The following is a 22110-nucleotide window of genomic DNA, read 5'->3' on the forward strand; positions in this document are numbered from 1 at the left end:
GCCTCGTCAGAACGGATAGTGGCGCGGTGCGGTCTGCACCGTAATCCAGCGCAGGTCGGTGAACGCCGCGATGCCGGCCTTGCCGCCGAAGTGGCCGAAGCCGCTGTCCTTCACGCCGCCGAACGGCATCTGCGCCTCGTCGTGCACGGTCGGACCGTTTATGTGGCAGATGCCCGATTCGATGCGTGCCGCGACGCGCATCGCACGCGCGACGTCGCGGCTGAACACGGCCGACGACAGCCCGAACGCGTTGTCGTTCGCGCAACGGATCGCGGCGTCCTCGCCGTCGACGCGCACGATGCCCTTCACCGGGCCGAACGATTCTTCCGCGTAGATGCGCATCGCCGGCGTCACATGGTCGAGCAGCGTGGCCGGGAACAGCGTGCTGTCGGCCTTGCCGCCGCACACGAGCGTCGCGCCGTGCGCGAGCGCATCGTCGATCAGCGCGTTGCAGCGCTCGACCGCCTTCATGTCGATCAGCGAACCGAGCACGACGGGCCCGTTGCGCGGATCGCCGAGCGGCAGCGACGCGGCCTTGCCGGCGAGCTTCGCGACGAACGCATCGGCGATCGACGCGTCGACGACGATGCGTTCGGTCGACATGCAGATCTGCCCGGAATTCGCGAACGCGCCGAACGCGGCCGCCGCGACCGCCGCGTCCAGATCGGCATCATCGAGCACGACGAACGACGCCTTGCCGCCGAGTTCCAGCACCGACGGTTTCAGGTGGCGCGCGCACGCTTCGGCGACGATCCTGCCGACACGCGTCGAGCCCGTGAAATTCACGCGGCGCACGGCCGGATGCGCGATCAATGCATCGACGACGGCACCCGCATCCTCGGGCGCGTTCGTCACGAAATTGACGACGCCCGGCGGCAACCCAGCCTCCTGCAGCGCCTCGACGATCAGCCCGTGCGTGACCGGGCACAGCTCCGAGCCCTTCAGCACGACCGTGTTGCCGCACGCGAGCGGCAGCGCGAGCGCGCGCGTCGCGAGGATCACCGGCGCGTTCCACGGCGCGATGCCGAGCACGACGCCCGCCGGCTGCCGTACGCCCATCGCGAGCGAACCGGGCACGTCGGACGGGATCAGCTCGCCGCCGACCTGGGTGGTCAGCGACGCGGCCTCGACGAGCCCGCTCGCGGCAAGGTGCACGTTGAAACCGGCCCACAGCGCGGATGCGCCCGTCTCGGCCGCCATCGCGGCGACGAACTGGTCGTGCTTCGCTTCGAGCGCGGCGGCCGCCTTCAGCAACAGCGCGCGGCGTGCGCCGGGGCCGAGTGCGGCCCAGTCGGGAAACGCGCGGGCGGCCGCGTCGGCCGCAGCACGCGCATCGTCGACGGTGCACGCGGGCGCGGCCGACGCGACTTCGCCGTCGAGCGGGTTGCGGCGCACGAAGGTCGCGCCGCTGGACGAATGGCGGCGTTCGCCGCCGATCAGCATCGATACGGTTTGCATGGAATCTCCGGGAGGACGCGCACCGCGCGTCACGCAATCTCGACTTCGACGACGACCGGCGTCGCGGCGCGCAGCGCGTCGGTCAGGGTGTCGCGCAGGTGCGCGGCATCCGTCACGCGCACGCTGCGGCAGCCCATCCCTTGCGCGAGCGCGACGAAATCCAGGTCGGGCAGATCGGTACCCTGCACGGCGTCGCCGGGACCGAAGCCGAACACGGGCGCGAAATCCTGCAGCGCCGCGTAGCGCCGGTTGTTCAGGATCACGAACGTGACCGGCAGCTTCAGTTGGGCAGCGCTCCACAGTGCCTGGATCGAATACAGGCTCGAACCGTCGCCGATCAACCCGATCACGCGCCGGCCCGGCTGCGCGAGCGCGACGCCGACGGCGGCCGGCATTCCGTAACCGAGCCCGCCGCTGTCCATCGTGTAGAACGTGCCGCTACGCGTGAACGGCAGGTGTTCCTGCATCACCGGTCGCGCGCTCGGCGCTTCCTCGACGACGATGTCGTGCGCATCGCGCACGTCGGCAAGGGTCTGCAGCGCGAACGCGGCCGACATGCGCTCGCCGGCGGCTGGCGGTTCGACGCGCGCACGCGGCGGCCGCGGCGCGGGCATCGGCCGCTCGGGCGGCGCCGGGCGCGCCAGCAGGTCGCGCGCGGCGAGCCGCAAGTTGCCGACAACCGCGTCGCCCGACGGCGTCCACGCGGCGACGCCCGGATCGTCGACGAGCTGCACGAGCGTCGCGCCCGGCGGCACGTGCGGGCCGAAGCCTTCGATGTGATAGGTGAACGCGGGCGCGCCGAACGCGAACACGAGGTCGTGCCCATCGAGCCGCGCGACGATCTTCTCGCGGATCGCGGGCAGGAAGCCGGCAAACAGCGGATGGTCCTCGGGGAAACTGCAGCGGCCCGACATCGGCGCGACGTACACGCGCGCACGGTGCCGCTCGGCGAGCCGCACGATTTCGTCCCACGCACCGGCGCGATCGACGGCCGCACCGACCACGAACGCGGGACGCCGCGCGGCGTCGAGCGCGTCGCCGAGCCGCGCGAGCGCGTCCGGATCGGGCCGCACGACGCTGCTGACTTCGCGCCTCGGCAGCAGTTCGGCCGGCTGATCCCAGTCGTCGACCGGGATCGACACGAATACGGGGCCGCGCGGTTCCTGCATCGCGATGCGGTATGCACGCGCGATCGCGGCCGGCACGTCCTGCGCTCGCGCAGGCTCGATGCTCCACTTCACGTACGGCTTCGGCAGCTCGGCGGCCTGCGTCGCACCAAGGAACGGATCGAACGGCAGGATCGCGCGCGCCTGCTGGCCCGCGGTGACGATCAGCGGCGTACGGTTCTTGAATGCGGTGAAGAGATTGCCCATCGCGTTGCCGACGCCCGCCGCCGAATGCAGGTTGACGACCGCCGCGTTGCCGGTGGCCTGCGCATGGCCGTCGGCCATCCCGACAACGACGGCCTCTTGCAAACCGAGCACGTAACGGAAATCGTCCGGGAAATCGCGGAACATCGGCAGCTCGGTCGAACCGGGATTGCCGAACACGCGGTCGATGCCGAACTGGCGAAGCAGGTCGATGACCGAATCGCGAACGGTGATCGATGCGGCGGAAGGGGGCGGATGGCCGGACATGCTCGGTTGTCTCCTCGATGGCTTGGCGGTTTCCACAGTATCGAAGCGCAAGCCATTCACGGATACTGTATTTTCTGCGAAAAGCCATTACAGACCGGCATGACTTTCGATCTCCGACAATTGCGCGCCTTCACGACGATCGTCGCGTGCGGCAGCCTCGGCCGCGCCGCCGACGCGCTGCATGTGACGCAGCCGGCGCTGAGCCGGATCCTGAAGCGGCTCGAGGAACAGGTCGGTGCGCCCTTGTTCGAACGCCACTCGAAGGGCGTGCAGCTCACCGCGTTCGGCGAGGCGCTGCTGCCGCACGCGACGCTGCTGCAGCACGAGGCCGAGCACGCGCGCGAGGAGCTCGACGCGATGCGCGGGTTGGCGAAGGGCACGATCAAGGTCGGCGCGGTGGGCAGCATCGCGAGCCTCGTGCTCCCGGTCGCAGTGGGCCGCGTGCTCGACCGCTGGCCGAACCTGCGCGTCGAGATCATCGAAGGCGTGTGGGACCGGCTCGCGGAAGGGCTGAACAAGCACGAGATCGATCTCGCGCTGTCCGCGCATGGGCCCGACACCGACGAGATCGTCGCCATTCCCGAGTGCCGCTGGGAAGATCGCAGCCATATCGTTGCGGCACCGCACCATCCGCTGCGCGCGCTAGGCCGCGCGCCGACGCTCGCCGATACGCTGCACGCGCGCTGGGCGATTCCGCCGCGCGGCACCGCACCGTTCGACCACATGCGCGCGACCTTCGACGCGCACGGGCTGGCGCTGCCCGACATCGCGGTCGAGACGCGCTCGGTCACGACGCTGAAGAGCCTCGTCGCGCATGCCGGTTTCCTGAGCTGGATGGCCGAGCCGATGTACGGCGCCGAGCAGCGCGCCGGCACGATCGACACGCTGCCCGTGCGCGAGGTCGTCGCGGTTCGCACGCTCACCGCGTTCCGGCGCCGCCACGGCATCCTGCCGGGGCCGGCCGGCAAGCTGCTCGAAGAACTTGTCGCGTTGACACGCGAAGGACGCTGACAGCACTTCCCGCGCATCCGCCCTTCCCGACCGCCGCCGCAGCGCACCATCGAAATGCCGTTTCCCCGCCTTGACTTTCGCTCGCCCGAATACGATCATTCGCTCACACAAAGAGCAAATGATCGTATTCGACAGGAAAGTCTGGCACGAACAGGAGACAACGGATGAGCGCATCGCCCTCCGCCCGCACGCCCGTGCTGCTGCACATCGGCGCGGGCTCGTTTCACCGCGCGCACCAGGCGTGGTATCTGCATCGCGTGAACGCGGCCGTACCGGCCGACGAGCGCTGGTCGCTGACCGTCGGCAACGTCCGCGACGACATGCGCGCGACGATGGACGCGCTCGCCGCGCAGCACGGCGAATACACGCTAGAAACCGTCACGCCGCAGGGCGAACGCGCGTACGAGACGGTCCGCGCGATCACGCGCGTGCTGCCGTGGTCGATCGACCTCGCCGCGCTGATCGACGCCGGCGCCGATCCGGCCTGCCGGATCGTGTCGTTCACCGTCACCGAAGGCGGCTATTACCTCGACGAACACAACCGGCTCGACGTCGCGAACGCCGATCTCGCGGCCGACCTGCAGGGCGCGCGCACGACGCTGTACGGCGCGCTCGCGGCGCTGCTCGCCGAACGCGTGAAGCGCGGCGCGGGCCCGCTCACGCTGCAGAGCTGCGACAACCTGCGCAACAACGGCGCGCGTTTTCGCGCGGGGATGCGCGAATTCCTCGAGCGGCGCGGGCAGGCCGACCTGCTCGCGTGGTTCGATGCGAACGTCGCGACACCCAGCGCAATGGTCGACCGCATCACGCCGCGCCCGACCGCCGACGTGCGCGAGCGCGTGCTGGCGGCCACCGGCATCGACGACGCCTGCCCGGTGATGGGCGAATCGTTCATCCAGTGGGTGATCGAGGACCGCTTCGCGGCCGGCCGGCCGCGCTGGGAGCTGGCCGGCGCCGAACTCGTCGACGACGTGCACCCGTACGAGGAAGCGAAGATCCGCATCCTCAACGCGACGCACAGCTGCATCGCGTGGGCCGGCACGCTCGCGGGCCACACCTATATTCACGAAGGCACGCACGACGCGGCGATCCGGCGCTTCGCGCACGACTACGTGACGCAGGACGTGATCCCGTGCCTCACGCCGAGCCCGCTCGATCTCGCGCGCTATCGCGACGTCGTGCTCGAACGCTTCGGCAACCCGTACGTGCTCGACACGAACCAGCGCGTCGCGGCCGACGGCTTCTCGAAGATCCCCGGCTTCATCGCGCCGACGCTTGTCGAATCGTTCGCACGCGGCGCGGCGCCGGTCGCCACCGCCGTGCTGCCCGCGCTGTTCCTGCGCTTTCTCGAACGCTGGGCGCGCGGCACCTTGCCGTACGCGTACCAGGACGGCGTGATGGACGAAAGCGCCGCGCGCGCGATCGTCGGGGCCGGCCATCCGGGGGCCGGCCATCCTGGGGGCGACGACCCGGTCGTCGCGCTGTGCGCAAGCCGCGCGCTGTGGGGCTCGCTCGCCGGCAACGCGGCGCTGTTCGAGGCGCTGCGCGCCGGGCTCGCGCGGGTCGATGCATGGCTCGCTGCGCGCTGACGCGCATCCGGGCGAACCTGCCTTGGCACGCGCACGGCCGCGCGGCTAAAGTAGCGACTCCCCACTGACGCAACGGATCGCTCATGTATCTCGGCATCGACCTCGGCACTTCGGAAGTGAAGGTGCTGCTGCTCGCCCCGGACGGCACGGTCGTCGGCACCGCCGGCTCGCCGTTCACCGTGTCGCGGCCGCATCCGCGCTGGGCCGAACAGCATCCGGACGACTGGTGGCAAGGCACGCTCGCCGCGCTCGCGGCATTGCGCGAACGGCATCCGCAAGCGTTCGCGGCCGTGCGCGGCATCGGCCTGTCGGGCCAGATGCACGGCGCCGTGCTGCTCGGCCGCGACGACCGCGTGCTGCGCCCCGCGATCCTGTGGAACGACATGCGCAGCGCCGACGAATGTGCACTGCTCACCGAACGCGCGCCTGATCTCCACGCACTGGCCGGCAACCTCGCGATGCCGGGCTTCACCGCGCCGAAACTGCTGTGGGTCGCGAAGCACGAACCCGACGTGTTCGCGGCCACCGCCTGCGTGCTGATGCCGAAGGACTACCTGCGGTTCCGGCTGACCGGCGCGAAGGTGTCCGACCCGTCCGACGCCGCCGGCACGCTGTGGCTCGACGTCGCGCGCCGCGACTGGTCCGACGCGCTGCTCGCCGCGTGCGGGATGACGCGTGCCCAGATGCCCCGCATCGTCGAAGGCAATGCGCCGTCCGGCACGCTGCGCGCGGACATCGCACGCGAACTCGGGCTGTCGGAGGCCGTCGTGGTGGCCGGCGGCGGCGGTGACAACGCGACAAGCGCGCTCGGCATCGGCGCGATCCACGCAGGCGACGGCTTCGTGTCGCTCGGCACGTCCGGCGTGCTGAGCGTGGTCGGCGACCGCTTCATGCCGAATCCCGCGTCGGCCGTGCATGCGTTCTGCCATGCGATTCCCGATCGCTGGCAATTGATGAGCGTCGTGCTGTCGGCCGCGAGCTGCCTGCGCTGGGTCTGCAAGCTGACGGGCACCGACGAGCCCACGCTGCTCGCCGAAATCGAGGCGCTCGACGCCGACGCGCTCGCGACGGCCCCGCTGTTCCTGCCCTACCTGTCCGGCGAGCGCACGCCGCACAACGATCCGTACGCGCAGGGCGTGTTCTTCGGGATGACGCATGCGACCGAACGCGCGCATCTCGGCTACGCGGTGCTCGAAGGCGTGACGCTCGGCCTCGCCGACGGTCTCGACGCGCTGCATGCGGCGGGCGTCGAAACCGACCAGCTGTCGCTGATCGGTGGCGGCGCGCGCAGTGCATTCTGGGCGCAACTGATCGCCGATGCGCTGAACGTGCGCACGCGCCAGCACGGCGGTGGCGAAACGGGTGCGGCGCTCGGCGCGGCGCGGCTCGGCTGGCTCGCGGTGGGCGGCGATCCGCATGCGGTGCTGGCCAAGCCGCCGGTGCGGGCCGAATACACGCCGGATGCTGCCCGCCATGCGCTGCTGCGCGAACGCCTCGATGCGTTCCGCTCGCTGTACCGCCACGTGCGGCCGCTGTACGAACCGTCGCGTACACGGCTCGCGTAAGCGCCGCATGTCACGCGTGCCGGCCGTTGCCGCGCGTGCGACATGCGGTACAGTGGATGCCGTCATGCGGCCCGCCGGCCGGCCCAGATCCGAACCGAATCGCTATCGTGTCCAAGTCCTCAGAAAAACTCGATCTCGCCACGCGTGCCGCGTGGCTCTACTACGTTGCGGGCGACACGCAGAACGAAATCGCGGAAAAGCTGCAGGTGTCGCGCCCGGTCGCGCAGCGCCTCGTCGCGTTCGCGGTCGAGAAGAACCTGATTCGCGTGCGCGTCGACCACCAGCTCGCCGACTGTCTCGATCTCGGCGCGCAGCTGTCGAAGCGCTACGGCCTCGCGATGTGCGAAGTCGTGCCCGTCGATGCCGATGCACCCGACGCGATCGACCGCAAGCTCTCGGTCGCCGGCGCACAGGTGATGGAGCGCTACCTGAACGAAACGCGGCCGATGGTGATCGCAGTCAGCAGTGGCCGGACGCTGAAGGCCGCGGTCGCGCAGATCGCGCAGATCGACCGTCCGCAGCACCGGCTCGTGTCGATGGTCGGTGCGATCGCGGCCGACGGTTCGTCGAACCGCTACGACGTCGCGCAGTACATCTCCGAGAAAACCGGCAGCAAGCACTTCCTGCTGCCCGCGCCGTTGTTCGCCGACAGCGCCGCCGAGCGCGCGCAGTGGTGCAATCACCGGCTGTACCGGATCGTCGAGGCGCTGTCGGGCAAGGCTGACGTCGCGTTCGTCGGGATCGGCAACATCGGCCCGCACTGCCCGCTCTACGAAGACGGCTTCATCACCGAACAGGAGCGCGACGAGATGACCGCGCTCGGCGCGGTGGCCGAACTGCTCGGCGTGCCGATCGACGCGCAAGGCAAGCTGATCGACGTGTCGACCGGCGCGCGCGTGACGAGCGTGTCGCTCGCCACGCCGCCGAAGCGCCCGACGATCGCGTTCGCGGGCGGCCCGAAGAAACGCGATGCGGTGATCGCCGCATTGCGCGGCGGCTGGATGTCGGGGCTCGTCACCGACGAGACCTGCGCGAGGGCGGCGCTGGAAGCGTAACCGGCGTGCCGGCTTCGCGTCACCGCATGCGGTCGCCGCACACCGGATCGCCGCCCCATCCGGACAAACCGGACATCACTGAAGAAACCCGAGCATCGTGGCCTTCATGACGGCCTCCGCCTTGTTGGCCGCACGAAGCTTGCGCATCACGTTCATCAGGTGAAACTTCGCGGTCCGGTCGTAGATGGACAGAATCAATCCGATATCGGCATACGTCTTGCCTGCCGCAGTCCATTTCAGCACCTCCTTCTCGCGCGCCGTTAGCGTCTGGCACACCTCGGGCATCGCCGTGGAGACGACGAGACGCGTCATCGCCCGGTGAGCCAGCGTCGTCAGCCACAGTACGTATGGCTCTTTGGACAGGAGTTCGTCCTGGAGGATCGGCGCGGATTTCCTCAGCAGCGACAGCAAGCCGATCGTGCCGAACTGCCCACGCAGCGGCATACTCCACGCGTGACGAAACCGCTGCTGCAACGGATCGGCCCAGAAATCCGCCGCCTCCCCGCTGACGGCCGACCACAGGAACGGAACGGTTTCCCGCAACCCGCGCTGCACGGCCGGATCGGTCCTGAAGCCGTCGCGCTCGACGTAGCTCCGGATCCACGTGTCCGGACAATCGGAAAAGATGTAACTCCTCGGGTTCGAGATCGGCAGTGGAATGCGCATCACATAGTAGAAATGCTCGAAGCCGAGCTCGCGCGTCACGTACGTCATGCGCTCGACCAGCTCCGATTCCGAATTCAGCTCGGAAAACATGTTCCCGTAGCCCACGCTCGATTTGTTCGTCATTTTCTCGCCTCCCTGTTTCCGGTTCGCACGTGCCCGGTCAGGAACTGACGGACGTCTCTTCGCGCCGATATGCCGGGGGAGGCATGTGCGCCGCTTCGTCGGTCGCCTTCGGAGCAATGCGGAACCAGATCGCATACAGGGCAGGGAGAAACACGAGCGTCAACGCAGTGCCGCCGATCGTACCGCCGATCAGCGTGAACGCGAGCGCCCCCCAGAACACCGAGAACGTGAGCGGAATGAAGGCGAGCGCAGCCGCAAGCGCCGTCAGGATCACCGGGCGCGCACGCTGCACGGTCGCTTCGATGATCGCGTCGTACGGATCGAGGCCATCGGCTTCGTTCTGATGGATCTGCCCGATCAGGATCAGCGTGTTGCGCATGATGATGCCGGCAAGACCGATCAACCCGAGGATTGCGTTGAACCCGAACGGCTGACGGAACAGCAACAGGATCGGCACGACACCCACCAGCGCGAGCGGTGCCGTCAACAGCACCATCGCCATCGCCGCGATCGAGCGCACCTGGAAGATCACGACGATCATCATCAGGATCAGCATGATCGGAAACACGGCGGCGAGCGCGGCGTTCGCCTTGTTCGCTTCCTCGAGCGCCGCGCCTGTCTCGATCCGGTACCCCGGCGGCAACGCGGCGACGATCGGCCGGATCGCCTGAATGATTTCGTTCGAGATCTCGGGCGGCTGGAATTCCTCGCCGATATCGCCACGCACGGTCATCGTCGTCAGGCGGTCGCGACGCCGCAAGATCGGGTCTTCCATGCGAATCCCGACCTCGCCGAGCTGGTCGAGCGGTACCTTCTGGCCAGCGCTTCCCGTCAGCGTAAACGCACCGAGTTTCGCCGGATCAAGCCGGTCGGCGCCGGCGCTGCGCGCCACCACCTCGACCGAACGGATGTCCTCGCGCACCTGCGTGACAGGGGCGCCCGTCAGCAGGAACTGAAGCTGCTGCGACGCATCGTGCGTGCTCAGGCCAATCGCGCGCAGCCGATCCTGATCGAGCGAGATGCGGATCGTCGGTACGCGCGGCCCCCAGTCGGTGTTCACCTGCCGCATCGACGGGTTCGCACGCATCACACGCTCGACTTGCGCGGCGATCTCCCGGACCTTGCCCTCGTCGGGCCCCATCACGCGAAACGCGACGGGAAAGGGTGAATACGGCCCGAACACGATCTGCGTCGCGCGCACCTGCGCGTCGGGCGCGAGGCCCTGCGCGACGGCGGTGCGCAGCTTCAGCTTCAGCGCCTCGCGCGCCTTCTCGTCCTGCGTCAGCACGACAATCTTCGCGAACGACGGGTCGGGCAGCTCGGGCGACATCGCAATGAAAAAGCGCGGCGCGCCCTGGCCGATGTAGCTCGTGACCAGCCGGGCCTCGGGCTGCTTGCGCAGCCATGCTTCCACCTTGCCGACCACCGCGCTGGTGGCGGCGATGCCGGTTCCTTCGCTCATCCGCACTTCTACCAGCACTTCCGGCCGACTCGAGATCGGAAAGAACTCCTGCTTGACGAGACCGAGGCCGAGCACAGCGGCCGCAAACGAAACCACGACCGCGAACACGACGCGTTTCTTGTGCGCAACCGTCCACGCGAGCAACGCACGAAACCGGCGATAGGCCCGCGTATCGTAGACGGCAGCATGCCCGCCCGCGACCGGCCGGATCCGCGGCAGCAGCTTGACGCCAAGATAGGGCGTGAAGGCGACCGCGACAACCCAGGACGTCAGCAGCGCAAAGGCGACGACCCAGAAGATGTTGCCCGCGTATTCGCCGGCACTCGACTTCGCGAAGCCGACCGGCATCAGCCCGATCGCGGTCACGAGCGTGCCCGCGAGCATCGGCGCGGCCGTGTGGCTCCATGCATACGTGGAGGCGGCGATGCGGTCGAACCCCTCCTCCATCTTCACGACCATCGTCTCGATCACGATGATCGCGTCGTCGACGAGCAGCCCGAGCGACAGGATCAGCGCGCCGAGCGTGATGCGATCGAAATCGCGCCCGGTCGCGAGCATGATGATGAAGACACCCGCGAGCGTGAGCGGCACGGCCGCCGCGACGACGATCCCCACCCGCCAGCCGAGGCTGATCAGGCACACGGTGATCACGACGGCCAGCGCGACGAAGAACTTCAGCATGAACTCGTCGTAGGCTTCCTCGATGTTGACGGCCTGGTCGGTGACTTTCGTCAGCGACAGGCCAAGCGGCATGTCCGCCGAAATCGCCGCCACCTCCTTGTCGAGATCCTTGCCGAGCTGCAGGCCGTTGTAGCGCTCCTTCATCACGACGCCGAGCAGCAGCGCCGGCTCGCCCTGGTTGCGGATCAGGAAGGTGGCGGGATCCTCGTAGCCGCGCTTGACGTCCGCGATGTCGGACAGCCTGAGCGTGCGGCCGCCGGCGACGATCGGCGTGTCGCGGATCTTCTGAAGATCGTCGAACGCGCCGTCAAGGCGAATCAGCACGTGCGGGCCGGCCGTGTCGATCGAGCCGGCGGGCGTCACGAGATTCCGGTCGTTCAGCGCGGCAAAGATATCGCGCGGCGACATGCCGAGATTCGCGAGCCGTGCATACGAGAACTCGACGAAAATGCGCTCGGGCCGCTCGCCGACGATATCGATCTTTTTCACGCCCGGCACGTGCAGCAGCCTCTGGCGCAGCGCTTCCGCCTCACGCACCAACACGCGCGGCGGCTCGCCGCGCGCCTTGAGCGCGTAGAGCGCGAACGTCACATCCGCGTATTCGTCGTTGACGAACGGGCCGGCCACGCCCTGCGGCAGCTTCGCCGCCTCGTCGCCCAGCTTCTTGCGCGCCTGGTAGAACTCTTCCTGAACCGCCGACGGTGGCGTGTCGTCGCGCAGCGTGACGGTCGTGAAAGCGAGCCCCGGCCGCGTAAAGGTTTCCGTGCGGTCGTACCACTTCAACTCCTGCATCCGCTTCTCGAGCGGTTCGGCGACCTGGTCCTGCATCTCCTGTGCAGTCGCGCCGGGCCACGCAGTCATGAAGGCCAGTTCCTTGACGGTAAATGCCGGATCCTCCGCGCGCCCGAGCTTGAGAAACGCGAGCGCACCGGCGACGGATACCGCGACGATCAGGAACAGCGTGACCGCGCGCTCGCGCACCGCGAGCGCGGAAAGATTGAAACCGCTCATTGCTGCGCTCCCGCGATGCGCACGCTCTCGCCGTCGTGCAGCAGGTGCGCGCCGAGCGCGACGAAGCGCTCGCCTGCCTTGAGCCCTTCCGCGACCGTGGCGGTCTCGTCGCCGATCGCGGCCAGCCGCACGCGCCGCCAGACCACTCGCGGCTTCGCCCCATCGACGACCCAGACGCCCGGGCCGTTCCCGCGATCGTAGACAGCCGCGAGCGGCACCCGCATTGCGGCGTCGCCGGTCGCGGCGCGCGCGTCGGGCACATTGACCGTCACCGTCGCGCCGAGCGGCGCGCGCGCGATCGGCCCCTCCAGCACGTAGCGCGCCTCGAATGTCCGCGTCTGCGGATTGGCCGCATCGGAAAGTTGCCGCAGCCGAGCGTCGCCCGTCAGGTCGGCGCCGCCGTACAGCATCGCGCGGCCCATGGAGCCGAGCGCGGGCCGGAACGTCTCGGGCAGGTCGACAACCGCTTCACGCGGGCCGGAACGCGCGAGCCGCACGACCGTCTGACCCGCGGCCACCACTTGTCCGGGCTCGCCGAGCGTGCTCATCACGACACCGTCCGCATCGGCGACCAGCACCGCGTAACCTGCCGCGTTGCGCGCGACGTCCGCACGCGCCTGCGCGGCACGAAGCTGCGCCCGCGCGGTGTCGGCGGCGGCCCGCATCTGGTCGTACGCGGATGCCGACACCGCGCCGGCGGAAACAAGCCCGCTGTAGCGCATTTCATCGGCCGCAGTCTGGTTGGCGCGTGCCTTCGCTGCCGCCACGGCGTCGTCTTCGGCGCGCGTCGCGAGTTGCAGATCGGTTGCGTCGATCCGCATCAGCGGCTGCCCGCGACGCACGGTCTGACCGGCATCCACCAGGCGCTCGACAATCTTGCCCGGCACGCGGAAACCGAGGTCGCTTTGCACCCGCGCGACGACGGTACCCGTGAAGGTCCGGCCGACGGCCCCCGCGTCACGCGCGATGTCCGTCCGGACGAGCGGCATCGCCGCGCGCGGATCGTCCTGTTTCGCGGGACCGCAAGCGACGAGGCCGAACGCAATCGAAGCGGCGAGAACAGCCGGCGCGGCCGCGCGAATGAGCAACATGGGCAATCTCCAGACTGAAGGAGGCCCGAGTGTGAATCATGTGACCAATATCGTCAATGGTCACAATCAAAATGACGTCAGGGCGACAGGCTACGCAACACCAGGTTGCAGACGGCCTTCGACGCGTCTTCAGCGTGGTCGAGGTGGTACTGCAGCATCACCGGATTCACGAATGGCTGCAGCACGAGAAAGATCGCGCGGCAGGTTTCGTCGAGCGGTGTCTTGCGCTCGAATTCGCCGCTTTCCCGCCCTTCGCGGACGATCCGCACGATCGCGCCCCTGATTTTCTCGTCGTGTTCGATCGTGGTCTGCCAGCCTTCCTCGATCGCATACGCGGCAATGTCGTACAGCTTGCGATCGGTGAAGAAGAACCCCACGCACGCGCCGGTCATCGCCTGGAACATCCCGCGCAGCCTGTCGGTCGCGGACTCGGCGCCGGCGATCGCCTGGTCCGCCGCCGTCATGATCGTGCCGAGGCTCGTCGCGCAGATCGCTTCGCCGATCGCGCGCTTCGAATCGAAGAACTTGTAGATGTACGCCTTCGAGAAACCGATCGCCTTGGCGAGATCGGACACCGTCGTCTTGCCGTATCCGTAATGCCGGAAATGTTCGTTTGCCGCATTCACGATCTGGTCGCGGACGGCGTGGTCCGCTGGGCCGCGCCGGCCTGCGGGGAGAGACACGCTTTCAGTCATGGTTGGAAATCTGGAACATCAGGACGTGATTGACACCATGTGACCAATTCATACAATGGTCACACTCGAAACATCGCCTCTATTCTCTACCCTGAAGGGTCGTCATGCCGGTTTCCCATCGATTTTTTGCATCGTTCCTCGCCGTCGGCGCGCTGGCCGGCTGCGCGGTCGGCCCCGATTACCAACGGCCGGCCATGGCCGCACCCGATCGCTTCATCGGGCAAGCCGAGGTCGAACAGCGCCCCGTCACGACGGTCGCGAACCTCGGCGCGTGGTGGACCGGCTTCGACGACCCGCTGATGACGCGCTTCGTCGATCTCGCGCTGCAACAGAACCTCGACATCGCCCAGGCAACCGCGCGCGTCGCGCAGGCGCGCGCCGCGCTGGGCGCCGCCACCGCAGCGCTGCTGCCGAGCGGCAGCGTGACCGCACAGGGCCAGAAGGTCTACCAGTCGGTCGATACACCGCTCGGACGGCTGCTCGACTCGACCCCCGGCTTCTCCCGCAATGCCGCCTATTACGAGGGTGACGTCGGCGCGAGCTGGGAAATCGACCTGTTCGGCGGGTTGCGGCGCAGCCGCGAGGCCGTGCGCGCCGAATACGAGGCGTCGGCGGCGGCCGCGGTCGCCACCCGGCTGGCCGTCGCCGCGCAGACCGCAGATACCTATGTGACGATCCGCGGGCTGCAGGCGCGGCTCGCAGTCGCAAGGCAGCAGGTCGACACCCGCCGGCGCCTGCTGGCAACCGTGCAAATGCAGCACCGCAATGGCGTCGCGGCCGAATTGCAGGTTCGCCAGGCGGAAGGCGCGCTGGCCCAGGTCGAGGCCACGGTGCCGGTGCTCGAAACCGGGCTCGACGCAGCGCAGAACGCACTCGACGTGCTGGTCGGCGCGCAACCCGGCACCCATCGGCCCGAACTGGACACGGCCGCGCCGATTCCGGTCGCCCCGCGCCTCGCCGATGCCGGCACGCCGGGCGACCTGCTGCGCCGCCGCCCCGACCTGATCGTCGCCGAGCGGCGGCTCGCGGCTGCGAATGCACGCATCGGCGCAGCGATCGCCGAGTACTATCCGAAGCTGTCGCTGAGCGGCCTGATCGGCACGGCCGCCACCGCATCCGGCGACCTGTTCACGCATGGCGCGACGCAAGCGCAAGGGATCCTCGGCCTGCGCTGGCGCCTGTTCGATTTCGGGCGCATCGATGCGCAGATCGCGGCTGCGCGCGGGCAGACCTCCGAGGCACTCGCCGCCTATCGGCAGGCGGCGTTGCGCGCTTCGGAGGACGTCGAGGATGCGTTTTCGGCGCTCGTGAAGCGCGAGGCCCAGATGCGTACGCTCGCACGGGGTGAAACCGCGCTGGCGCGCGCGCGGGAAACGTCGTTCACTGCGTACCAGAGCGGTATCGTGAGCCTCATCGAAGTGCTCGACGCCGACAGCGCCCTGCTGCAGACGCGCGATGCGAAAGCCCAGGCGCAGGCCGAGGCGGCCCGGGCGGCCATCGCATCGTTCCGCGCACTGGGTGGCGGCTGGGAAGCCGCGCAGAACGCGCAAAACGATGCTCCGCTCAATGTCTCGGCACGCTGACGCTGACGTCGGCGTCGTCACGTGCCGCGCGCTCGAACCGCCCGCGAGCTGCACGACGTAGGCGCGCGTCCCGCGTGCGCTGCACCGACAAACGAATGCCGCGGCTTGCGCCGCGGCATTTTCGTTCCGATGCCCACCGTGCCGGCCGGTCACGACGGGCCAGCGACGATCCAACCAGCCGGTCCGCCGGCAAACGCCGGACCGGCCGACACCCGACAGCGCGCTCAATACACCTGCACCCGCCACAGCTCGCGCGCCGCCGATTCACGCGACATCGCACGACGGCCATGCAGCACACTGTAGTTGTCGACCAGCACGATATCGCCGTCCACCCAGTCGTGCTCGACAAGGTACTCGCTTGCGTATGCGAGCGCATTGATCCGCTGCACGCTGTCATCGGGCACGGTGCCCGGCGTCGTGATGCTCACTTCGAAACGCTGCAGCGTCGACTCGCTGCCCTCCTGGTAGCGCAGCACCTTTTCGCCCGTATCCGGATGCGTGGCGATCAGCGGGAACGTCCGCGGCACGCCGCCGAAGTAGGTCATTTTCGTGTCGTAGGTCAGACTCGTCTGCTCCCACGCGGCCAGCGTGCCAGCGTCGAGCTGACTGACGATACGACGCGCATCGACCAGCGTCGTCATGCCCTCGCCGCGCTTCGGCGCGGTCTTGCAGTAAAGCGCGAACATCTTCGCGGAGAAATATTCGTCCTGCTGCACGAGCGGATGCGTGAGCGGCAGCATGCTCAGGTCCCAGTGCAGCGGCACCGCCTCGAACGAATGCACGTAGCCGTTCGCGTCTTCTTCGGGCTTCACCTTGTGCACCGGCCCGAACTGCCACACGTACAGCTGGCCGAACTGCTCGGTGAACTTCACGAGCGCAGCCTCGTCGTCGACCCGGAAGCCACGCAGCACGACGAAACCGTGACGCCGCAGCATCGTTGCGAGCGCATCCTTCGACAGCGCGCAGCAATCGATCTGGCCGGCCTCGTCGGCGTTCGGCTCGACCAGCAAGCCGAAGTCGTCGCGATGCACGACGCTGATCGCACAGCGATTCAGGACCGGATCGTCGCCTTCCGCGAAATACCATGGTTCGCCGCCTTTCGTGACGAGCGCGGCGTTGACGGTTTGATTGACCTGCGATTTGCTCAGCATGGCAAATTCTCCATTCTTTTTTTGAAGTAGTACGTTGCGCCAGGGCAGCGCACCATTGCCGCCCCCGGCATGCAACCTGATCGGAATCTTCTTGCTCCCTGGCGGCGCCGTATGGACCGTCAGCCGCAGGCCGGCAGGCAGCTTCGCGTCGAGAAAGCCATCCAGCGCGACGCCGCGCTCCGCCATCCGTTGCGCGGCCCGCGAAAGCCGCGCGCGCGTCTCGGTGTCCGCGTCGGCCAGCACGATCTGCCGTTCGCCGGCGAGCAATGCCGTCAGCTCGCCGACGCGCTCGCCGCGGGCATCGCAACGCTTGTCGTCGTCGGCGGGCCAGTACGGCGCAAGCGCGGCGTCGACGTCGGACGCATCGCGATCGAACGACGGATCCACCGTCGCATACGAATGCCAGACGATGTTGCGCGACACGATCAGCTCACGCAGCGCGCGGTGATACGCATTCGCGTCGGCCCGGCTCACGTCCAGCAGATCGAAGAACGTCAGCCCGTCGCTGAACAGGTCGACCACGCATCCCGGCGGGTAGAACCCGCGCACCGTCTCGCAGAACGCGTCGAGATAACCGAGCGCGAGTTGTTCGCCGCAGTCGGGCAGCCTGCCAAGCACCTTGCCGTGCCGGTCCGGTGACTTGAGCGGGAAACCCGGCAACGTCAGCCGGATCGGCTGCCCGTGCGTCACGCACGCGCCGACTTCTGCATCAAGCGCTTCGCGCTGCGCAACAGACAGGCGGTCGACATCTCCGCTGCGGCACAGTTGTCCGAACGCGCGCCGAAATTCGGCCACCGTCGCTGCACTGCTCATGTCGCACAGCGTGCGCTCAGGTTCGCACGCAGCGTCTGGATGAAGGTTTGCCAGACGGGAAACTCCGCGGTATTCCAGATGCCGGCGATCCATTCGTCCGCCTGCCCGGCGGACCAGCCGTCATGCATCATCTTGTAGTGCGACACGAACACCGAGACCCGGTAGTTTGCCGCGCAATGCACGAGCGTCCTGCCGCCTGCCGCTTGCCGGAAGAGCTCGGCGAAGCGATCGAAGTCCTCCAGCGCGGGCTGCTTGAAATCGACCGGCAGGAAGTGATACTGCATGCCGTTGCGCCGCACGCAGCCTTCCTCGTCGTCGATCGAGTAGCGCGTGTCGAACGGTGCGAGGTTGATGATCGTCGTCACGCCGTCCCGTGCCAGCTCGGCGAACTGCGCCTCGGTCGGCTGGCCGGCCGTCAGCGTATGCGCATCGATCCATTTCGCGTTGCGCATGTCGGAAAGATTCACGTTGTGCCTCCATTGCAGATGGAACGCATTCGTCGCCCGCGCCCGTGGTGCGACGCGGCTGCCGACGAACGCCAAACGGGTGGAACACGCAGCGCGCCGCTCAAGCAGAAACGGCTTCGGCAGCACCGGCGAACAGTTGCGGGTGATGGACGAAATGGCAGGGCACGCCGTCCGAGAACACCAGCACCGAATTGCGCTCGTCGACCTCGGAGCGCTTCTTCAGCACGATACGGTTGTTCTCGCGCACCGCCACCGAATGCCACGGCGTGAGCCACACGTCGTCGCAGTCGACGAGGCGGATGCCGATCTTCTTCGACATGCGGAACTGCGGATGAATGGACAGTCGCAGACTGTTCGGAAACGCGTCCTCGATCAGCCGGCTCCACGCATTGCTGCGCTGGATCACGCGATACGCGTTGCAGCGGCTCATTTTCTGGATCGCGGTGTTGCTCCACGTCCGGAACCGCTCGATGCCGAGCGAATCTTCATACAGGAAACGCGTGATGCCGCGATACATCGCGCTCATCGCCGGATCGTCCTGGCATTGCCGCCGGATCCGTTCGACCGGATCGCTGTATGCGATCAGCAACTCCTCGCGTTTCGACGTGAGGTCGTCGAGATAGCCGAAGTGACCTTTCAGGTCGAAGAACTCGAAGCTGCCTTCGAAATGGACGGCCGCATGCTCTTCGAGGCTCTTCAGGTATTGCGCGACTTCATCGTCGCCAATGCTGACGACGTCCGAGAAACAGTAGCCGTCCGAGCAGATGACGAACTTGACGCCCGGCTTGTAGATCTTGCCGATACGCGTGCACAACGCGGCCAGGTTCTTCAGCGCGTGCTTCTCCGCGAGATCGGGCAACACACCGAGCGTCTTCATCCGGTTCGGCGACTTGCCCGGAAACGCGGGCAGGATCAGCCTGACCTGCCGATCGCTCGCAACGATGGGCAGGATCGCCTCGACATGCCAGTCCATCTCGGCTTCGACGTCGCCGGGTCGACCGTCTTCCGTCGGATGCAGCTTGCGAAGCTTGAACACTTCGCGCACGATCGCACGGGCGATCGATAGCGCGTCGCACTCCACCGCGCGTGCTTGGGTCTCGTATAGATCGCACGACATTTCGGCCCTCTCGTGAATGGCTGAGGATGTGCTTTTCCCGGCATCGGCAGGCGGTCGCGCAACCGCTGCACTCCTCGTAATTTTTGAAATCGCGCTGGCACTGGCACGATCGATCGGCCTGACGCGGCGCGTCCTGGCGTGCGGGACGCGATATAAGCGAATTCGTCAATCAAACGCCGGGGAAATTACAAAGCAAACGCTTCCCGCGCGATAGCTGTCCTTTCGGGCAGGATTTGTCAAAAGGAAACGTGCTACTGAGCACGATTGTTCCCGCCCGGCGCGACGCGCAAGCGTCGATCGCGCCGGACGGTCGATGGGAGACGATCAGGGAGATCGGGACGGGTCGTCAGCCGGCGGCGCACCGGCAGTGCGCGGCAGGGTTCAGGAACGGCGGGACGCACGACAGGATGGCGACGGCACGGCTATCCGCGCGCGGTACCGACGCGCTACGCGCCAGGGCGGCGCCGGACATTCGGTCATCCGGAATCGCGCCCGCACCTGCACACCGCAAGCTCAAGCGGCCCGCGGCGCCGGAAACGCATGCCGGCGAGCACGCCACGCGCCGACCCACGCGGCCGCCAGCAACGCGACGAGCACCCACGGAATCGCGCCGGCGCCCGTTGCGCCGAGCAGCATCCCGCCCGCGATGCCGCCGCCCGCGATCGCGAGGTTCCACACCGTCACGAGCATCGACTGCGCGACATCGGCCGCCTCCCCCGCCGCGTTCGCGGTGGCCGTCTGGAACAGCGTCGGCGCGCCGCCGAACGCGAGCCCCCACAGCGCGACGCCCGCATACACGATCACCATGCCGGAACCGGCGCCGAGCATCGCCGCCGCGAGGGCGAACATCGCGATGCTGGCGAGCGTCAGGCGTCGCTGCGCGGCGCCGATCCACGCGCCCGTCAGCGCGATGCCGACCAGCGACGCGATACCGAACACGAGCAGCACCGCATCGACCTGAGCGCCCATCCGCACGCCCGCAAGAAACGGCGCGACGTACGTGTACAGCATGTTGTGCGCCAGCACGTACGCGAACATCACGGTCAGCACCGGCCGCACGCCGGGCAGCGTCATCACGCCGAGCACCGGCTCGCGCCCGCCGGCCTGCTGCCCCGGATAATCGGGCACACGCCAACGGATCCAGCCGATCAGCACGAGTGCCGCGAGCGTGATGCCCGCGAACGCGACGCGCCACCCGAGCGCCGCACCGAGTGCGGTGCCGGCCGGAATGCCGATCGACATCGCGACCGCGATCGCACGGCCACGCAGCGACGCATCGACCATCCGGCTCGCGTAGCCGGCCAGCAGCGCCCACAGCAGCCCGGCCGCCATCCCGGCGACGAAGCGCGCGGCGAGCGTGAGCGCGTAGTACGGCGACACGGCCGTCAGCGCATTCGATACGACGAAGCCGGCCAAGGCTGCGAGCAGCAGGCTGCGCCGGCGCATCGCGCGCGTCGCGGCGACGAGCGGAATCGCCGCGACGATCGAGCCGAGCGCATACACGGTCACGAGCTGGCCGATCAGCGCCTCGGTCACGCGCAGGTCGGCGCTCATCAGCGGCAGCAGGCCGGCCGGCAACGCCTCGGTGAGAATCGTGATGAACCCGGCCATCGCGAGCGCCAGCAGGTTCGCGACCGGCAGGCGCGCGCCGGCCTGCACCGGTCGAACGGCCAGTTCGTCATCGATCGACGTGCAGTCGCTCATGCCGCGCTCCCGGTTTCGACGCCGTAGACCGCATCGCGCACCGCGGTCACGATCCGCCCGTCGAGGCCCGCGTACAGCGTGTTGGTCAGCGCGACGACCGTCAGCCCCGCCGCGCGGTCGACGAACCACGTGTGCCCGTACGCGCCGCCCCCGCGCCAGGTGCCGACCGTCTCCGGCGACTGCGCGGCCACCGGATCGCGCAGCACCGAAAAGCCGAGCCCGAACCCGAAACCGGGGGCATCCCGCAGTTCGCTCGCCCCCGGCTGGACGCGCGCCATCTCGTCGGCCCATGCGCGTTCGAGCCAGCCGTCGCGGCCCGTGCGCAGCGCGTCGAGCAGCGTCACGCAATCGCGCGCGGTGCCGACCATTCCCGCGCCGCCCGACGGCCACGCATCGGCATCGAACACGCGCGCCGGCTCGAAGCGGATGCCGATCGTGCCGTCGAACACCGGCACGAGATCGACGTCCGCCATCCGGCGCGGGGCGCCCGGCGTGCTCACGTAAGGCGTCGCGAAGCGGGCGGCGTCGTGCGCGACGAACGCGGTGTCGGTCATCCCGAGCGGGGTCGTGACGAGCGCGGCCACCGCGTCGGCGAGCGGCCGCCCGTCGACCGCCTCGATCAGCGCGCCGACCACGTCGATCGCGAGTGAATAGCCCCATGACGTGCCCGGCGCGAACTGCAGCGGCACGGTGGCAATGCGCCGCAGGTTCTCGGCGAGCGAGAGACCCGAGCGATCCATGCCGTCCGACACGCCGGCGCGCGCATACGGGCCGTCGCCGTCCGCTTCGAGGAAGCGGTAGCCGAGTCCGGCCGTATGCGACAGCAGATGACGCAACGTGATGACGGCAGGCGTGCCGTCGGTCAACGTCGGGCGGAACCCGGGCAACGCGCGAACGACCGGTTCGTCGAGCGCGATGCGCCCCGCCGCGACCAGCCGCATCGCGGCGGCCGCCACGACCGGCTTCGTGACCGACGACAGGCGGAACAGCGCGTCGTCCCGCATCGGCGTGCCGGCTTCGCGATCGGCAAGGCCGACGGCGCGTGCGTAGCGCAGCTCGCCGTCCTGCGCGACCAGCACGACCGCGCCGACGATGCGCTCGTCGGCGAGCGCGCGATCGAGCGCGTGGTCGAGCCGGTGGCGCAACGCGACGTCCGGTTCCAGGCGCAAAGCGGTGACAGGCAGGGATGACATGACGTGACCTCTCAACAATGAACGAGCGCTCATCGTAG

At 68.4% G+C, this 22110-nt stretch carries 16 protein-coding genes; 5 read left to right on the forward strand and 11 right to left on the reverse strand.

Translation table 11 applies throughout. The annotated features are described in order from the left end of the window. Window positions 1-6: 6 nt before the first annotated feature. Together HAV18_RS29845 and mdlC are read right to left on the reverse strand one after the other, a co-directional pair. Window positions 7-1458, reverse strand: coding sequence for an aldehyde dehydrogenase (locus tag HAV18_RS29845; RefSeq protein ID WP_166963308.1), 1452 nt, complete (start codon window positions 1456-1458; stop codon window positions 7-9). A 29-nt stretch (window positions 1459-1487) separates the two neighbouring features. Continuing rightward, window positions 1488-3095: a benzoylformate decarboxylase gene (gene mdlC / locus HAV18_RS29850; protein WP_166963310.1), complete on the reverse strand. Its 1608-nt coding sequence runs from the start codon at window positions 3093-3095 to the stop codon at window positions 1488-1490. A gap of 99 nt (window positions 3096-3194) precedes the next feature. On the opposite strand from mdlC, the gene HAV18_RS29855 reads away from it, so the two are divergent. The 4 genes from HAV18_RS29855 to HAV18_RS29870 all read left to right on the forward strand — a co-directional run bounded on the left by HAV18_RS29855 (window position 3195) and on the right by HAV18_RS29870 (window position 8315). Then, window positions 3195-4106, forward strand: coding sequence for a LysR family transcriptional regulator (locus tag HAV18_RS29855; protein ID WP_166963312.1), 912 nt, complete (start codon window positions 3195-3197; stop codon window positions 4104-4106). Window positions 4107-4270: 164 nt separating this feature from the next. Continuing rightward, window positions 4271-5695: a D-arabinitol 4-dehydrogenase gene (dalD, locus tag HAV18_RS29860; RefSeq protein ID WP_166963314.1), complete on the forward strand. Its 1425-nt coding sequence runs from the start codon at window positions 4271-4273 to the stop codon at window positions 5693-5695. Window positions 5696-5778: 83 nt separating this feature from the next. After that, window positions 5779-7260: a xylulokinase gene (gene xylB, locus HAV18_RS29865; RefSeq protein ID WP_166963316.1), complete on the forward strand. Its 1482-nt coding sequence runs from the start codon at window positions 5779-5781 to the stop codon at window positions 7258-7260. Between the two features lie 56 nt (window positions 7261-7316). Continuing rightward, entirely contained in the window at window positions 7317-8315 is a 999-nt protein-coding gene (locus HAV18_RS29870; protein ID WP_166963318.1) for a sugar-binding transcriptional regulator, read from the forward strand. A 75-nt stretch (window positions 8316-8390) separates the two neighbouring features. On the opposite strand, the gene HAV18_RS29875 is transcribed toward HAV18_RS29870, so the two are convergent. From HAV18_RS29875 to HAV18_RS29890, 4 genes are all read right to left on the reverse strand, one after another. Next, window positions 8391-9104 carry a LuxR family transcriptional regulator gene (locus tag HAV18_RS29875; protein WP_166963320.1) on the reverse strand — a complete coding sequence of 238 codons (714 nt, stop codon included), beginning with the start codon at window positions 9102-9104 and terminating at the stop codon, window positions 8391-8393. A 37-nt stretch (window positions 9105-9141) separates the two neighbouring features. Continuing rightward, the gene (locus HAV18_RS29880; RefSeq protein WP_166963322.1) at window positions 9142-12258 is read right to left on the reverse strand and encodes an efflux RND transporter permease subunit; all 3117 of its coding nucleotides are present in this window, start codon (window positions 12256-12258) and stop codon (window positions 9142-9144) included. Beyond that, entirely contained in the window at window positions 12255-13346 is a 1092-nt protein-coding gene (locus HAV18_RS29885) for an efflux RND transporter periplasmic adaptor subunit (protein WP_407062445.1), read from the reverse strand. The genes HAV18_RS29880 and HAV18_RS29885 overlap by 4 nt, the downstream gene beginning before the upstream one ends. A gap of 80 nt (window positions 13347-13426) precedes the next feature. After that, a complete protein-coding gene (locus HAV18_RS29890) occupies window positions 13427-14044 on the reverse strand; it encodes a TetR/AcrR family transcriptional regulator (RefSeq protein ID WP_166963326.1) in 618 nt (205 codons plus the stop codon). 104 nt (window positions 14045-14148) lie between these two features. Here HAV18_RS29890 and HAV18_RS29895 point away from each other — a divergent pair, with 104 nt between their 5' ends. Continuing rightward, window positions 14149-15627, forward strand: a complete 1479-nt coding sequence (locus tag HAV18_RS29895) for an efflux transporter outer membrane subunit (RefSeq protein WP_166963328.1) — start codon at window positions 14149-14151, stop codon at window positions 15625-15627. Window positions 15628-15851: 224 nt separating this feature from the next. Here the strand turns inward: HAV18_RS29895 and HAV18_RS29900 are convergent, their stop codons facing one another. From HAV18_RS29900 to HAV18_RS29920, 5 genes are all read right to left on the reverse strand, one after another. Continuing rightward, entirely contained in the window at window positions 15852-17591 is a 1740-nt protein-coding gene (locus tag HAV18_RS29900; RefSeq protein ID WP_166963330.1) for an L-tyrosine/L-tryptophan isonitrile synthase family protein, read from the reverse strand. Then, the gene (locus HAV18_RS29905) at window positions 17588-18058 is read right to left on the reverse strand and encodes a protein tyrosine phosphatase family protein (protein ID WP_166963332.1); all 471 of its coding nucleotides are present in this window, start codon (window positions 18056-18058) and stop codon (window positions 17588-17590) included. The genes HAV18_RS29900 and HAV18_RS29905 overlap by 4 nt, the downstream gene beginning before the upstream one ends. Window positions 18059-18158: 100 nt before the next feature. Further along, complete coding sequence (locus tag HAV18_RS29910) at window positions 18159-19175, reverse strand: isocyanide synthase family protein (protein ID WP_166963334.1); 1017 nt, start codon at window positions 19173-19175, stop codon at window positions 18159-18161. A 513-nt stretch (window positions 19176-19688) separates the two neighbouring features. Continuing rightward, window positions 19689-20879, reverse strand: coding sequence for an MFS transporter (locus HAV18_RS29915; RefSeq protein WP_166963336.1), 1191 nt, complete (start codon window positions 20877-20879; stop codon window positions 19689-19691). Continuing rightward, the gene (locus tag HAV18_RS29920; protein ID WP_166963338.1) at window positions 20876-22072 is read right to left on the reverse strand and encodes a serine hydrolase; all 1197 of its coding nucleotides are present in this window, start codon (window positions 22070-22072) and stop codon (window positions 20876-20878) included. The genes HAV18_RS29915 and HAV18_RS29920 overlap by 4 nt, the downstream gene beginning before the upstream one ends. Window positions 22073-22110: the final 38 nt, after the last annotated feature.

The organism is Burkholderia sp. D-99, assembly GCF_011605345.1.
Taxonomy (GTDB): domain Bacteria; phylum Pseudomonadota; class Gammaproteobacteria; order Burkholderiales; family Burkholderiaceae; genus Burkholderia.